We start from the raw sequence: 15,251 nt of genomic DNA on the forward strand, positions 1-15,251 counted from the left end.
AACCAGCCAACGTAATTCGACGCCCAAGGAGGAGTGACTCATGAAATCAGCCAGAGCGATGAAACGCAGCCGGGAGCTCGGCATTCCGGCGATCCTGATGATGGTCGGTGCCTGCGGCATCCCGTCCGTCGCCTGGGCGGATCCTCAGGACCTGCCCATCCCGTGCGCAGACTTCCAGTACTCGTACGCGGCCAAGCCGGGCGAGGCGATCACGGCCACGGACATAGAGACCAACAAGGATGCCTATTGGGTGTTCGAGAACGGGGGAGGGAACCTGAGTTGCTCGGGGACTGGCCCGTTCACCTGCGCCGGGCTGACAGTGACCGTGCCCGCGCCGGATGTCGTGCATTCGCCCGCGGCCCCTGACGGCAAGACCACGGTCGCCGGCACGGCCGCGGCGCTGGGCGAGCAGGATCAGTTCAGTCTGACGGCTTCCGATGCGTCCGACCCCGCCAAGAAGTGCAAGGGCACCTATCTGTTCCACGTTACGGCCGAAGGCGGCGGCTGGGGCGACCCCCATCTGACCACCGTCGACGGCGTCCACTACGACTTCCAGAGCGCCGGCGAATTCACCGCGCTGCGCGACGACAAGCTGGAAATCCAGACGCGTCAGACCGCCGTGCCCACGGCCACCATCCCGATCACCAACGCCTACACGGGCATCACGCATTGCGTCGCGGTGTACACCGCGGTGGCGGCCCGCGTCGGCAGCAGCCGCGTCACCTTGCAACCCAATCCGAACGTAGAGGAAACGCGCAAGGGCATGGAGCTGCGAGTGAATGGCAAATTGGTCCAGCTGACCGATGCCGGCATCGTACTCAACGCCAGCAGTGCAACGTCGGGGGCCGCGATCGGAGGCATCGACGGCCACATCCGCAAGGCCGCCGATGGCGCGATCGAGATCATCGACGCCCGCGGTACGCAACTGGTGGTCACCCCGCGGTTCTGGGACGGGCCGAAGGTCTGGTATCTGAACGTCAACGTGTACCAGACCTCGGCGACCCAGGGCACGATGGGCGTGGTCCCCGAAGGCAGTTGGATTCCGGCGTTGCCCGACGGTACGTCGCTCGGCTCGATGCCCGAGTCCATCGATCAGCGCTACCAGGACCTGTACGAGAAGTTCGCCGATGCGTGGCGGGTCACCGATGCAAGCAGCCTGTTCGACTACGCGTCGGGCAGCAATACGGCGACGTTCACCCTGGACGAGTGGCCGCGCAACTCGCCGCAGTCCTGCGACCTGGCCGGCCAGACCTCGGTGCAGCCGGCGACCGAGGCGGTGGCGCAGGCCGCGTGCGCGGCGGTCACCGATCCGGTGCGCAAGGCGGATTGCGTGTTCGACGTGATGGTCACCGGCCATGAGGGCTTCGGCAAGAGCTACGAGACCATGCAGAGATTCCAGCCCCTCGGCACGGGCACGTGGTACAGCCCCGCGCCGCCCAAGGTCGACGGCGGTCAGCCCGGCAACAACCCGGGCGGTCTGGGCGCCGTGTTCAAGAAATGGTGGTGGCTGATCCTGCTGCTGTTGCTGATCGTCTTCCTGCTGATGAGGAAGAAGAGTTCGCCGTAACCCGGCAAGCCGGGCGGGCTTCGTCCCGCCCGGCGGGAGGCCGCCATGGGCAGACGCAGGCGCAGACAAGCGGAAGGCACGCAGACCCGCGATGCGGCGTTCTTCAAGCCGCAGAGCGGGCCCGCGGCCGGCGATCCGTTCTTCAAGCCCGCGGCCGCCGGCGATGCGCCCGTGCTGCAAAAGGAGGACGCCCCCGGCGCAGCCCAGGAGGAAGAGAAGAAAGACCCGATCACCGAGGGGTTGAAGACCGCCGCCGAGAAACTCGGGGAGAACGAATCGTTCAAGAAGTGGTACGAGCCGCGCCTCACCCGCCTGAAGTACACGCTATGGGACAGGGCGAGCCCGGCCGAGAAGGCTGCGATGTTGAGTTTCGCCGGTGTGAACCTGGGCATGGCGGGGCTGGCGTTTGCATCGAACCCGCAACTGCGCGAAACCCTGTCGGGCGTGAACATCGGCAAGTTGCTGGGGCTGATTCCGTACTCGCCCATCGATGGCTTCAGCTACAAACTTCCCGCGGCCGGGAAGCATGAAACCGAGTTCTCCGCGGACTTCACCCTCGGCCCCTATCTGGACCTGTGGAAGAAACGCCCGGCGTACATTCCGTCGGGCGCGACATTCGGCCTGGAGTCCGGCTACGACCCCACAGGCAGGGGATTCAACTTGACCGGCGGAAAGTTCGGCCTCGATTTCCTGGACGGCGCGCTGAAGGCCGAAGGCAAGACGTTCAAATCGTTGAGCCCGTACCCGATGCTGATGCCCGGCATGGCGCCGGGCTACGAGCCGACCTGGCTCATGAACCAGACCCCGGGCATGCCGGACCTCCAACGACCGGGATTCCAGTTCATGTTGAACATGGACATATTGAAGCTGTTTCCGGGCTTGAAGAAGAGATTCTGAGCCGTGCGAACAAAGACCGCCGCCAAGGAAGCTTCGGGTCATGCGAGCAAGTCGTTTTTCAGCCCGCACAGGGCGAGCGCGGCATCGTTCTTCGCGCCGATGATCCAGGCGAAATGCGCGTCTTGCGAAGCCGAGGAAACTGCGAAACTCAAGGAGGAAGGGCCTCCGGATTTGCAGGCGAAGTGCGACGCTTGCGATCACGAGCCTCCGAAGCTGCAGCGCCGCGACGCGCCCGTACAGGCCAAGCTTTCGCTGGGCACCCCGGGCGACCGCTTCGAGCAGGAGGCGGATCAGATGGCCGACACCGTAATGCGGATGCCGGATCCTGCGGCCCCGATGCAGGTTTCCTCGACCGCTGGCGCCGGCGTTCAGCGTGACTCGGCGGAGAGCTGCTCGGCCAAGGACGAGCCGCCCGAACCCGGAGAGATAAACGAAGAGACCGAGGACATCGACCTCGTCAACCCGAAAGAAACGCCCGTAAGCCCGAAGCGTGAGGGGGGCGATTCAGCCGCTCCGGCCGATCTCGAATCGCGTATCGATGCCGCCAAGGGAAGCGGCACAGCGCTTCCCCCGGACACGCGCGACTTCATGGAATCCAGATTCGGCCACGACTTTTCTCAAGTGAAGATCCACACCGGCGCGGCTTCGGCCGCCATGAACCGCGATATCCACAGTCATGCGTTCACCAGCGGCACCGACATTCACTTCGCGCCAGGGCAGTACCGTCCCGACACGGACTCCGGCAAGCACCTGCTTGCCCATGAGCTCACGCATGTCGTGCAGCAGACAGGTTCGCGCGGTGGAGACGGCGCCATCCAGCAGATGGCGAGCCGACGACAAATATCGCGCGCGGGCAGCAATTACGAGACGAAGTGGTACCAGAACACCTCCTACGTTTCGGGCAAAGCCACCCACGGAATCATCGAGAGGCTATTGCGCGAGTCGGACGCCGCGCTGGTTACCGAGGCGGCGATCCCGGGCGCGGATCGCTTCGCCCCCGGCATGAACAAGGTCGGCGTGGCGGACCTGTACATGTCCACGCCGGCAAAGACGGTCTCGGGAGTCAAGGCGTACAAGGAAGCCGAAACCGAACACGAAATCGTGTCGATGGACAAGCCATCGTCGAAGTTCCTGGGCACCCAGCCCGCAGTGGCGTCCGCGCCCACGCGGCCAGATCGCAAGAAGGGCGTTCGCGGCTGGAAGGGCGACTTCCCGTCGCACATCTGGCTGGGCGAACTCAAACCGTGGAACGCCGGAAAGTTGGCGGCAGGCGTGGCCCAGCTGGACAGCTACGCGCTGGGATACAACGCCTTCGTTAAGCGGGTGAATCAGCTCAGCGGCGGCAAGACGCGCGGCAGCATCTCCTTCGATCGTCTCAAGCTCAAACTGCCCGGCTTCCTGGACTTCGACAATTGGGACGCACAGCACAAGATCGGCTCGCCGAAAACCGAGTATGGCGACCGGCGATTGTGGGTCGCCTACGTCGGCGGCGGCGTCTATCTGTACAAGGATCTCGCGAAGGGGCTGGACACTCCCCCCGACGAATACTTCACCAAGCACCTCGCGGAGATGCGGGAACTCAAGAAGTCGATGACGGACTCGCATCCCCATCCGGGGAAGATGGCCAGCCCCAAGACGATCGCGGCTCCCGCTCCGGTCGTCTCGCGTGCGCCATCGGGTGCCGCCACGCGGCATATCCAGCGCCACACCAAGGACCGGCCCGATAGCTACTGGAAAGAGCGCGGGGCGGCCTGGGAGAAGAAGCGCGGCGCCTGGGGCGGCGACTTCCGGAAGTTCTTGGATTCCAAGCTCTCCGGCCATCGCGACAAGGTCAAGTTCGAAAAGCGCATAGGCAAGGCGGGCGGCAAGCTTTCCGGCACGGGCGAAAAGGAGGTCAGGGAATACAAGCAACTGATGTTCTGGAGCGGTCGCGCGGGGAAGTACCTCGGAAAAGTGCGATTCATGCTGGGAAGTGCGTGGGACAAGGTGATCGGCGTCTTCGAGCGCAAGAAGAAGCCCATGGAAGACGTGCGCACCAAGGTCCAGGGAGTCAAGGCGGGCGGCATGACCAAGATCGGTTGGGCCAGCAAGCTGCTGACTGTTGTCGTGAGCGCGTGCAAAGTAGCATTCACAGCGTTCATCACGGAGAGCTTCAACTTCTTCGCGGATTGCTTCCACAGCGCAATGGACAAGCTTGTCGAGAGGTTCAATGAAGAACTCAACGAAAGCTTCGGCGACGAGATCTGCCGCGCCCGCAAGTCGTTCGAGGAGAGCAAGGAGAAGCTCGAGACCGAATGGGGCGATGTGATCAGGCAGCTCGAAGCGCTCGTCACCGCCGTCCAGGACGCCAAGCGCTGGATGGATATCGCGACCACAGCGGTCGACCTCATCCGCATCGGCGTTCAGATAGTTTCCTGCGTCTCTCCGCCGGCGCTGGGCTGCCTGTGGGGCCTCGTTGCCCAACTGGGCATCGGCGCCATGGTGAGCATCGTCATCGGCACGGATTGGTTCAATCGGGAAATCGTTACGCCGAATGTCCGCGAGCTGCTACGCACCCACATCGCTCCCACCTACCAGAAGCTCATCAATAACGTGCTGGGCCCCAATCTGTCCAAATATCACTGCCACATCGCCGACGACGCGATTCCCGCCATGAAGTTCGAGGCCAAGGGCGGAATCGCCGACAATTCGGATGCGATGCGCGCCCATCGCGACCAGTGGGAGAAGGAATTCGAGCCGCAGATCCTGAAGGACCTTCAGACCGTATTCGGAAAACCGGGCGGCAAAGCGGTCACCAAGGAGGAAATGCTGGACTTGCTCAAGCGCATCAAGGATAGCGGGCTCTCGATGCAAGAGTTCAAGGACCGGCAGACAGCGAGGGCGCTGCTCGAACAGGCGCGCGAAAGCAAGACGGGAAAGCTCAATCTCGAGGACGCCAAGCGGGAGGCCGTCAAGAAGGACCCTCCCTCTCCGAAGCCAGAAGTCGAGAGAAAGATCGACTACCCGCATGCTCGCGAGCAGAACGTCGTCTACAAGAAGATTCGCGGGTGGGAGCCGACATTGTTCATCGCGAAACCCGGCATCAAGGCGGATTCGGATGAATTCGCGAACGCAATCTATGACATGCAGGGAAAACTGGGCATGAAGCAGGACGGCATCGCCGGTGATGCCACCCTGCTGGCGTTCTACGACAAGAATGGAAAGAAGAAGGATTTCTTCTATAAAGAAACCGTCGCAGCCCTGGAGAAACAGAAGGCCGACCGGGAAAAGGCGGCCAAGGAAAGAGCAGCGAAGGAAAAGGCTGCACAGGACAAGGTCGACGCGGACAAGCAGTACGCCCAAGCCACCAAGGGGCTGGACCCGTCGGTCAAGGTCGTGAAAGCGCACGAAGTCGTTCCCGCCAACAAGGACTGGATCGTCCCCAAGGGCATCGGCGTCCAGATCGTCAACTTCTGGTCGTACATCGAGTGGTCGAAGAACCCGCTCAACTTCGACGTTCCGAAGCCGCCTGCCTTCGTCGATCTGGATATCGTGGTCGACGGCAAGCACGTGTACCGGGTATTGAATGTCGCAGTGAATAGACTCTATGTAACGAAAGGATTTGGCGTTGGACTTTGCCGTTGGAACGCCAACCTGGAACTGCTCGACGGCATCCGCCTCGACACGAGCAATGGCGTTGTGCAGCTGTACCATACGCTGTGGTGCCTTAGCGATGACTACAGTGTTCCGTGACCAATCAACGATAAGCGCAGGGAGCTGAGCCGGGCACCGACGGATTAGCTGCCTTCCGGGAATATCACACGTCTCTGCCCACCATCACGCCGGACGCCGACATGCAAGCCATGGCGCAGAAGGAGACTCAATGAACGCTGGAGCCGGCACCTTAGCAAGACACATCGAGCCCTTGCGGATTCCGACAAAGGCGCGCGACACAGAGGGGCGCGCCTATCTTCACCGGGCGTTCGAACAATTCGAGGCGTTGCTCGAGCGTCATCTGCGCGCGCACCTTCAGCGAGACATCGACTGCGTCCTGATGCCGACCGTGATCGACCCGCCCGATCCCGATGATGATGCGCCCTATGCCCGCCTGGTGAGGGAGCAGCGCCTCGATAGCGAGTCGCAGGCCCTGCTGTTGCTTGCACTCGCCCCATTGGTCAGGTCGGACTTTCTCGATCGCCTGGTCCAGAATCTCGCACCCGGCGCGGGGGATTACCCGCTCCTCGGCGGCATCCGCGGCAAACAACACCGCGGTTTTTTGCCAACGGGCGACACGGCGTTATTCGTCATGGCGGGCGACGACCTGGGCGAGCGACTACGCTGGCAGAAGTTACTGGGTGGCGATCACCCGCTGATACAGAGGCGCATCGTCTATCTCGAAGAGTCGGTCGACGGCGATCCGCCGATGAGTGGCCGTTTGTTGGTCGATGAGGAAACCGCGGATCGCATCATCAACGGCAAGCCGCGCCCGCCGCGATCTTCATCCAAGTTTCCCGCGCAGAAGCTGTCCACGGACATGGAGTGGGACGATCTGGTTCTCCAGCCGCGTACGCTCGCCGAAATCCGCGACCTCGAGACCTGGGTGCGTCACGGGCAGGTGCTGCTCGACGACTGGCAGATGCGCCGCAAGTTGCGCCCGGGCTGCCGCGCACTGTTCCACGGCCCGCCAGGCACGGGCAAGACGGTCACGGCGATGCTGTTGGGAAAAGTCACGGGACGCGAGGTTTATCGCGTCGATCTTTCCATGGTGGTGTCCAAGTACATCGGCGAAACCGAGAAGAACCTGGCCGGACTGTTCGACCGAGCGGAGCGCAAGGATTGGATCCTGTTCTTCGACGAAGCCGATGCGCTGTTCGGAAAGCGCACGCAGGTTCGCGATGCACATGATCGCTACGCCAACCAGGAAGTCTCGTTCCTGCTGCAGCGGATCGAGACCTTCGAAGGCCTGGCCATTCTCGCCTCGAATCTCGCGGGGAATGTCGACGAAGCCTTCGCGCGCCGCTTCGAACACATCGTCAACTTTCCGATGCCGCGCCAAGGCGAGCGCCTGCTCATCTGGCAGAAAGGGCTGCCGCCCGCCGCCTCGCTGGAGCCCGGCATTGACCTTGCGCGCATCGCCACTCGTTATGAGCTGAGCGGCGGAATGATCATGAACGTCATTCGCTACGTTTCGATGCAGGCCATTTCCCGTGATGAGCGCGTGCTGCGCCTGCAGGATTTCCTTGACGGCATTCGCCGCGAATACGCAAAAGAGAACAAACTCGAATGAAAGTTTCTTTTGGCGCCGTAGCCCGAAGCATCGCCAAGATGGCCCGCCACCTCACCCGGGGCGTAGGGCAGGGGACCGCATTCGGCGATATAACCGGTGTCCACGATTAAACCGGTCGGTAATTCCAGTCAAACGCATCACCCGCGCCTGCTCCGGCATTGCGTGGAACGCCAAGCGGACCACTCGCGCCAGGTCAAACCAGGCGCGCTACCACTCCCGCTGACCCGCTTTTCCCGGCTATTCTTTCCGTACAGGGAGGAACCGTCATGAAGACATGGATTTGCTATGCCGTACTGCTGTTGTCGCCCGCTGCGTCCGCACAGATGGTGTACAAATGCATAGGCAAGGGCGGGGCGGTCTCGTACCAAAGCGACCCCTGCGCGGGTACCAAAACTGCCAAGTCCTGGACGGCCACACCCGAAGCGCCTCCTACGAACGAAGAGCTTTGGCGGCGACATCGAGCCCAAAAGAAGGCCGATGCTGACTCGCGCTATTTGTCTCGGATCGCCGGCCGATCTCGGTCGGGGGCAGCCGCCGGGGCAGCCGTCACCACAGGTTCGTTTGGCACTAGCCAATGCGAAAACATGAAACGCATGCGCGATGCCAACGTTACCAATGACACCGGTTATGACGGTCGCCGGGCTTGGGCCGATCAGGTTTACGACGCCTGCAAATGAAAAAGGCCCCTGACAGGGCCTCGTTCATTTCTGGCGATCGCCAGTGTCTCAGCCGGCAGTGACGCCGCCGACCCGGAAGTCGGCCAACTCGATCACTACGACCTTGACCGGCTGACGGCCTCGGGCGGCCGGGGTGGCTTCCCGGCGGTTCCGGGCAGAGCTGGCCCGATCTGTACCGGCCTCGCGCCACAACAGCCCACGCAAGCGCTCAGGGCTCACGCGTTCGCCGCCGGGGCCGACCAGATCACGCCCGCGCAAGCGCCAGCCGGACCAGGGCCCGGTGAGGTTGAAGTGGTTGTGGGCCTGTTGCTGCAGCAACGCGGCGGCGCAGTCGTTCGGGCATTTCTGGCCCTCAGACCAGCACGGGGGACGAGTCGTCACGGTGACCTCCTGTCGGTGTGAGTACCGCCAGGAGGCCACGCAGGAAGCGCAGGAGCCGCGACCACGTACGGCACCCATAATTTCGCATAATGCATAGCCCGTGCCGCGCTCCACGCCCTGGGAGGCGGCCTTAGCAGGGGCGGGCAGCGACAGCACGCACAGCACTAGCGCGAACGCCGCCGCAGCCCCAAGTTGGCGCGCCAGGGCGGCCCATACCTTCCGATCCTCGTTGGATCGCGCACGCTCCGACTCGATCAGAGCCAGCCACCCGCCAGGTTCTTGCCCGATGGCTTTCGCCATTGCCGCGATCACATGAGCTTCCGCCTGTTTGCCTTGCTTCCGCCAGCCACTTACGGTTGCGCGGTGGATGCCCAGCGCGATCGCCGCAGCGTTGTCTGACGGGATTCCGCGCGCCTCGCGGTACTTGTCGAGTAGTTTCAGGGTTGCGCTCATGTCTCCGCCCGGTTGACAGTCGATGTCTCCGGGGAATATACATGCCTCCGATGTCTCCGCGATGGAGACGGACGGGCGCCAGCGGGGACGGCCGCTCGGCCTCCCCCTAGACCCGGGGCGGCCGTCCCCGCAACTAGGGAGGGGTAGGGGACATGGCACAGCACATCAGCACCACGCTCGCCGAGCTGGCTTGGGATCAATACGAGGTCGCTAGCGCCGCAGCATCGCGCTACCTCAAGGGCGATCAACTCGACTTCATCACCACCACCGACGAACGCGCGGTGTGTGCCTTCTGGTTCGACACCTTCGTAGCGTGCGAGCGCGAGTCGCTTGCGCACGTCGCGACCACCGCGACGCCGATGCGCAAAGCTCGCTGCACTGGTAACGCCAAGGACGGCATGCGCCATGACTGAAAACGTCATCTACGTAGATTTCCGCCGGCAGGCAGCTACGGCACAGACTCGGGTGTCTTCTCGCTTTCTGCTATCTCCGGCCACGCTACGCGAAGTGCATGAGCGATTTCAGCACGCCACGCCTCACGAAATTGATGCGTGGCTCCGGAGCCTTCTGACAGAAGGGTGTCACTCATGAGATGCATGGCCGACACCACACCTTTGCGCGTCTCCGCGCTATCGCGGCTGGCATATAGCAGCCCGAGAACCAGTGTTTCCAGGGCAAGGATTCTGGCCTCGATTTCTTTTTGGTACGACAGCGGCTTTTCCGGCTTGGGGCTATTGCTGCGCATCGTGCTTGCTCCGGTCAGTGTTGCGGGGATTGTGGCATGACGGTGACTACTAACCTTGTCGGGGTCAGCAATGACTACTGCTGGCGCTGCGGCATGGCGTCCGATCACTATTTCGGTGACGGCTGCTGTTGGGCGTGTACCGAATATGCCCCCAGCGACCGGGGGGCGAAAAGCCCGTGTAGTAACACGGGCCAAAATGCACTGATCCCCAAGCGCCGAGGAAGCCTCACGAAGCCGAGGCGTTCTATTCCCAAGGGCGATCCCGGTGTCGGCGCCTTGGTGGACTACCTGTCGTTGACCCTGAGCGACGCAACGGGCTTGCTTGAGCTGGTCGGCGAAGAGGATTTTGCCGCGAAGCTGATCGCGATGCTGTTCGGCCGTGCCTGCGGCTTGACCGCCACCGAGCTTTCGGGCGCAGGTTTCCAGGGCTACACGAACAGTGCCCTTGTGATCGGGCCTGGCGGCGAAGTCGCCGGCAAAGTCGGCATCGGCGGGAACAACGACACGGCACACGTGTCGTTGACCGGTGCAGGCACCGCATGCATTACCGACTGGCAACGCGCCGTGCACGGCCTGCTGCAACTGGGGGCGCGCATCACGCGCTGCGACCTGGCGTTCGATGACTACCTCGGCCAGTACTTCGATCCGCGCGACATGCACGAAGCCGTACAAGCCGGCGAACTGGTCGTGCGCGCCAACGGACCAGGGAAACCGCCAAAAACCCGCTACCTCACCGACCACGGCAGCGGGGCGGGGTGCACGTTCTACGCCGGCCAAAAGGGGCACAAAGAGCTGTGCGTCTACCACAAGGGCAGGGAGCAGGGCGACCCCGATAGCCCGTGGGTTCGCGTTGAAGTGCGCTTCTACTCCAAGCGTCAGCAGCTTCCGCCCGAGATGCTCTTGCAGCCGCTCGCGTACCTGCGCGCTGCTTACAACGTGTGCGAAGCGATTCCGGCTGACGTGACCGAACGGCTGCGCACTGTGCGCGCGAAGGTCGAGGCGACGGCGGTCGCGTGGGCGCGCTTCATCAAGAACCAGGTGGGCCGCTCGCTGGCCCTGGTGCACCAAGTCTTCGGCGACGACGCGGACGCCTATATCCGCGAAGCCCTCTGCCGACCGGGTGTTCCCGGCAGATTCAAGGGATTCAGCAGCGAACACCTCATGCAGTACCTACGAGAAGGGCTCGGTCATGTTGACCGCCGCGATCCGGTGGGCGCTCTGGCTTGAGCGCAACCGCCCCAACCAGGAGAAAAGCCATGCACGTTGAATTCAAGAGCAAGACCAGCGCCAACCATCGCGAATACAAGAACAAGTGGTACGGCGAACAGCAGGCGGCACTGCACGTTGCCGGCGCGGACTACCCGCTGCCGTTCAAGGTCAACGTCGAGCGCGGCCATGAGTACGAACCGGGCCAGTACAACCTTGCCGGGGACAGCTTCGGCACCGATCAGCACGGCAATCTGCGGTTGAACCGTGTCCGCATTGGCTCGCGCATCAGCGCGCCGCCGTCGCTGCCGAAGGGCTAACCCATGCCCGAGACCGTGCTGATCCAGGCCTGCAAGGCCTCCGATTTCGATGCCGCCACGCAGACGTGCGCGCATCCGATTTGGGCCACCTATGAGCCTTCGCCGTTCCCGGCGCTCTCGGTGGAAGAGGGCGCGGTCATCGGTGCCGCCATCGTCGCCTGCTGGGCGGTTGGTGCCGGCTTCAAAGCGATTTACCGCGTCGTGCGTTGAACGAGGCAACGCGCCACGCCACCTCCCCAACCTCGTAGGAGAAACCGCAATGCAGAAGATCACCGCCAAGACTACCGCTCTCGCCACTATCGCCGCCGCTTCGCTCGTCGCCTCGCCGGCCTTCGCCGCCATCGACGTGAGCGAGGCCAAGACCGCCATCGGCGAGGCCGCCGTTGCCGGCGCCGTGATCGGCCTCGCCGTGCTGGTGATGCTGGTCGGCATCAAGGTCTTCAAGTGGGTGCGCGGCGGCATGTAAGTGCCGCCCCGTATCGGACCGCAACCGAGACAGGGCAGGGCATTCCTGCCCTTTCTCGTTCCAGGGGAACGACATGGGTTACTTCGTCCTAATCGCGATTCTCGGCCTCGGGTGGCTGGCCCTCAACCATGACTAAGTTCACCGTCATCCTCGCTCTGCTGCTCGCCGCCATCGCGCCATCGGCACATGCAGAGACCGACGCGACTTGTTCGCGCTCGGCCGACGTCAACCCGGGCATCGGCTGCAAAGATCAAGGCATGGCGACGACAGCAGCACTCGCGGCATTGCAGGACAGCATTAAGCGCTATCCGAGCCCGAGCTATCCGGACATGGTGGCGTGCGGCATATCGCCCGACAACGAGCAGCCGCCGAACGGTGTGCGCGTCCAGGCCTGCGCATCGGGGTCCAATCCGCTGCCGGTCCGCACCTATATTCGCTATTACGATCAGTCGTGCGCGACGCGTCCGAACCTGTATCAGGGCGGCGACGTTGAAATCACCAGGGGCGACACCTTTTGTGGCAACGGCTGTGAGTACAAGATCGAGCCGACCAAGAAACAAACCCTCGACACGCCGGGCAAAGATGACGTTGTTTTCGCTCGCGGCACGCTCAAGCCGAGTGGCAAAGCCTGCGCGTCGCCGAACCCGCCACCGCTGACGCCGCCGAAGGGGCAGGTGTGCGTCGAAACGCTGGGCGGGCACACGGTGTGCTATCGCGATGACGGCAAGACCTGCGTGACCAGCGGTACGACCGGCCGCACTTACTGCGCGCCAGACGGGCACGGAACCAACGCGACCAATCCGAACCGTACCGAGAACGTGACCATTTCGCCGCCGGTGCCCGGGCAGACGCCGCCGCCTGCAAAGCCACCGACCCCGCGCCCCGGCGAGGACTGGAAGCCCAATGGCACGGCCAACATCACCAATCACACCGGCGGCAACGTCAGCAACATCACGATCAACAACAACGCCGGCACGCCAAACACGAATCCGAACGACGGCAACCCGGACGACGGTTCCGGCAATCCTGGCTTACCGGGTGGCGGTGGCGGGACGGGGACCAGTCAGGGCGACGGAGACGGTGGTCTCAAGCCGAATTCCGTTGGCGGCGGCGGTTCGTGCGGCTCTGGCTACTCTTGCAGCGGCGGCGATCAAGCGCTGTGCGCGATCTTGCGCGAACAGCATCAAGCACGCTGCAACGCCGAGAAGGGCGCAGGCGAGGGTGACTTGGGCGGCGCTGAGGGCGGCATGGGCGAGGGCATCGGCAAGCTCTTCGGCGGCGAAGGCCCTTCCACCAGCGTTCTCGACGTCCTGGGTAACTACATCGGCTCGCAGCCCGGTTGCCCGAGCAATCCGCAGGTCGATGCCGGCTCCTGGGGCTCGTTCGAACTGCCGCTCGACAAGATTTGCCCGCACTTGAAGCTGCTCGGCACGCTGCTGCTCGGCTTTGCTTACCTGCTCGCCGTCAAAATCATGTTGGAGTGACCGACCATGTTTAGTGTTCTACGTGATGCAGTGTTGGCCGGTGGGATGACCCTCATCGGCAAGTTCGTCGCCAAGATCGCGCTTGCGCTGGGCGGCTCGTTCGTGATCGCGGAATACGTGCTGACCCCGGTCTATACCGCCATCATGGCGGCGATCACGTCCGCCGGCTCCGGTGGCGACATGGCCGCATGGTTGGAGCTGGCTCGTATTCCCGACGTCGTATCGGTGCTTTTCGCCGCCTACGGCGTGCGCAGCGCGCAGAAATTCGTGTTCCGTCGCGGCGCGGGGGGCTGACGATGCCAATCAAGGCCATCACCGGCACACCGGGTGCCGGTAAAACGCTCTCCATGCTGGAAGAGCTGTGCAAGGCGGTCGGCATCGACCCGCGCAAGTTCCGCACGTCGGATGAGTTGATCGACGCGCTGCGCAACCGCAGCGACCCACGCTTGATCTTCGTCTGCAACGTCGAAGGCTTGCAGCCCGGCATCTTCGAAACGCTCGATGATCCGCTCGACTGGGAGAACTGCCCGGATGGTTCGCTGATCGCGATCGATGAGGTTTGGCAGTTCCTTGGCTCGCATCTGCCGGCCGCCAAGAACGATTCGCGCGTGCTGAATCTGGCTAAGCACCGTCATCGCGGCTTCGACTTCATTTTCACCATGCAACAGCCGGGGCAGCTGTCGTCGTTCGTGCGTGGCCTGGTCGGCGAACACGTCCACGTGTCGCGCCGCTTCGGCACGCAGATCACTGAGCGCTTTCAGTGGCCGGCGATGTGCGACGACCCGAACAGCGTGCAGCAGCGCAAGCGCGGCAGCGGCGGCATCCCCTGGACGTATCCGCCGACCGTGATGGGCCTGTATCAGTCCGCCACGGTGCACACGGTCAAGCGCAAGCTGCCGCTGCGCGTGGTCGCGCTTCCGCTGCTGGCGTTGGCGTTCGTCGCATTGATGGGCCTGGGTGCGTGGAAGGTCTACAAGATGGTGACGCCGAAAGAGGCGGCGCCGGCGGCCGCAGCGCAGCGGAGCGAGCAGGGGGCGCCGGCGGTGCCGACCTCGCCGCAACCGCAATCGACTCCCAAGCTCACAGCGGCGGAATGGGCCGAACGCCAGACACCACGCGTTGCGGAAATGCCGTGGTCCGCGCCGATCTTCGACGGCCGCCAGGCGCACGCCGAGCCCCGCTTGCTGTGCTACATCAGCTACCGGGACAGCGACGACGGCGAGTGCAAATGCTTCACCGAGCAGGCGACGCGCTACTACATCGCCGACGAGTCGTGCCGGCGAGTGGCCCGCGACGGCGAGCCCTACAACCCGTACCGCCGACCAGGTCGAATCCTGACGACCGACTCCGGCCAGCCGGCGGAGAACATCGGCGGCTCGCCTGGCCTACGCCGCACCCGGGAGCCGAGCGGTCGACCTGGCGCCGTGGACGCCGCAGCCACGCCAGGCGCCGTCATCGCCGGCGACCAGGTCACCGCCTACGGTGATATCGGCGTGGGCGCCACAGCGCGGCCCACCGCGCCAGAGAGCTACGCAGGGAGCGGGGAGGGGGATTCCAGCTAAACGCCCCACCCGCGCCTGCGCCGGCATTGCACAAAACGCCAGGCGGACCACCCGCGCAAGGCCGACGCCAGGCGCGCCACAGCTCCCGCTGACCCCGCTTTTGCTGTTAGCCTCCGCGCATCTCGACAAGGATGTTGTTATGCGCCACCTACCTTTGCTGCTCTGCTTGGCCGGTTTTAACGCGTCGGCGCAGGACATTCACAAGTGCGTGAACGGCAAGGAAATCA

15 protein-coding genes are annotated in these 15,251 nt (G+C 63.6%); 13 read left to right on the forward strand and 2 right to left on the reverse strand.

The window, feature by feature from the left end; all coding sequences use genetic code 11:
• Positions 1-58: 58 nt before the first annotated feature.
• The 5 genes from V2J18_RS11580 (at position 59) to V2J18_RS11600 (ending at position 8,407) form a co-directional block, all read left to right on the forward strand.
• On the forward strand, positions 59-1,567 hold the full coding sequence (locus V2J18_RS11580; RefSeq protein ID WP_064749608.1) for a hypothetical protein: 1,509 nt from the start codon (positions 59-61) through the stop codon (positions 1,565-1,567).
• A gap of 45 nt (positions 1,568-1,612) precedes the next feature.
• Complete coding sequence (locus V2J18_RS11585; protein ID WP_336131853.1) at positions 1,613-2,464, forward strand: hypothetical protein; 852 nt, start codon at positions 1,613-1,615, stop codon at positions 2,462-2,464.
• A 3-nt stretch (positions 2,465-2,467) separates the two neighbouring features.
• On the forward strand, positions 2,468-6,196 hold the full coding sequence (locus tag V2J18_RS11590; RefSeq protein WP_141233579.1) for an eCIS core domain-containing protein: 3,729 nt from the start codon (positions 2,468-2,470) through the stop codon (positions 6,194-6,196).
• A gap of 130 nt (positions 6,197-6,326) precedes the next feature.
• A complete protein-coding gene (locus V2J18_RS11595; RefSeq protein ID WP_079248330.1) occupies positions 6,327-7,730 on the forward strand; it encodes an ATP-binding protein in 1,404 nt (467 codons plus the stop codon).
• 266 nt (positions 7,731-7,996) lie between these two features.
• The gene (locus tag V2J18_RS11600; RefSeq protein ID WP_075575269.1) at positions 7,997-8,407 is read left to right on the forward strand and encodes a DUF4124 domain-containing protein; all 411 of its coding nucleotides are present in this window, start codon (positions 7,997-7,999) and stop codon (positions 8,405-8,407) included.
• 48 nt (positions 8,408-8,455) lie between these two features.
• On the opposite strand, the gene V2J18_RS11605 is transcribed toward V2J18_RS11600, so the two are convergent.
• Positions 8,456-9,241: a DUF3693 domain-containing protein gene (locus V2J18_RS11605; RefSeq protein WP_336131854.1), complete on the reverse strand. Its 786-nt coding sequence runs from the start codon at positions 9,239-9,241 to the stop codon at positions 8,456-8,458.
• 152 nt (positions 9,242-9,393) lie between these two features.
• Between V2J18_RS11605 and V2J18_RS11610 the strand changes: the two genes are divergently transcribed.
• Positions 9,394-9,654 (forward strand): hypothetical protein, encoded by a 261-nt coding sequence (locus V2J18_RS11610; RefSeq protein WP_336131855.1) that lies wholly within the window; start codon positions 9,394-9,396, stop codon positions 9,652-9,654.
• 35 nt (positions 9,655-9,689) lie between these two features.
• Here V2J18_RS11610 and V2J18_RS11615 read toward each other — a convergent pair whose 3' ends face one another.
• The gene (locus V2J18_RS11615) at positions 9,690-9,986 is read right to left on the reverse strand and encodes a hypothetical protein (protein WP_336131856.1); all 297 of its coding nucleotides are present in this window, start codon (positions 9,984-9,986) and stop codon (positions 9,690-9,692) included.
• A 36-nt stretch (positions 9,987-10,022) separates the two neighbouring features.
• Here V2J18_RS11615 and V2J18_RS11620 point away from each other — a divergent pair, with 36 nt between their 5' ends.
• The 7 genes from V2J18_RS11620 to V2J18_RS11650 all read left to right on the forward strand — a co-directional run bounded on the left by V2J18_RS11620 (position 10,023) and on the right by V2J18_RS11650 (position 15,024).
• The gene (locus V2J18_RS11620) at positions 10,023-11,213 is read left to right on the forward strand and encodes a replication initiation factor domain-containing protein (RefSeq protein ID WP_336131857.1); all 1,191 of its coding nucleotides are present in this window, start codon (positions 10,023-10,025) and stop codon (positions 11,211-11,213) included.
• A gap of 29 nt (positions 11,214-11,242) precedes the next feature.
• The gene (locus V2J18_RS11625; RefSeq protein WP_336131858.1) at positions 11,243-11,512 is read left to right on the forward strand and encodes a single-stranded DNA-binding protein; all 270 of its coding nucleotides are present in this window, start codon (positions 11,243-11,245) and stop codon (positions 11,510-11,512) included.
• A 3-nt stretch (positions 11,513-11,515) separates the two neighbouring features.
• A complete protein-coding gene (locus V2J18_RS11630; RefSeq protein ID WP_336131859.1) occupies positions 11,516-11,722 on the forward strand; it encodes a hypothetical protein in 207 nt (68 codons plus the stop codon).
• Between the two features lie 49 nt (positions 11,723-11,771).
• Positions 11,772-11,978 carry a major capsid protein gene (locus tag V2J18_RS11635; protein ID WP_336131860.1) on the forward strand — a complete coding sequence of 69 codons (207 nt, stop codon included), beginning with the start codon at positions 11,772-11,774 and terminating at the stop codon, positions 11,976-11,978.
• Positions 11,979-12,106: 128 nt separating this feature from the next.
• Positions 12,107-13,462 carry a virulence factor TspB C-terminal domain-related protein gene (locus V2J18_RS11640; RefSeq protein ID WP_336131861.1) on the forward strand — a complete coding sequence of 452 codons (1,356 nt, stop codon included), beginning with the start codon at positions 12,107-12,109 and terminating at the stop codon, positions 13,460-13,462.
• A gap of 45 nt (positions 13,463-13,507) precedes the next feature.
• The gene (locus V2J18_RS11645) at positions 13,508-13,756 is read left to right on the forward strand and encodes a hypothetical protein (RefSeq protein ID WP_336131862.1); all 249 of its coding nucleotides are present in this window, start codon (positions 13,508-13,510) and stop codon (positions 13,754-13,756) included.
• 2 nt (positions 13,757-13,758) lie between these two features.
• Complete coding sequence (locus tag V2J18_RS11650; RefSeq protein WP_336131863.1) at positions 13,759-15,024, forward strand: zonular occludens toxin domain-containing protein; 1,266 nt, start codon at positions 13,759-13,761, stop codon at positions 15,022-15,024.
• The last annotated feature ends 227 nt before the right edge of the window (positions 15,025-15,251 follow it).

It is taken from the genome of Lysobacter firmicutimachus, from assembly GCF_037027445.1.
In the GTDB taxonomy this organism is placed as follows: domain Bacteria; phylum Pseudomonadota; class Gammaproteobacteria; order Xanthomonadales; family Xanthomonadaceae; genus Lysobacter; species Lysobacter firmicutimachus.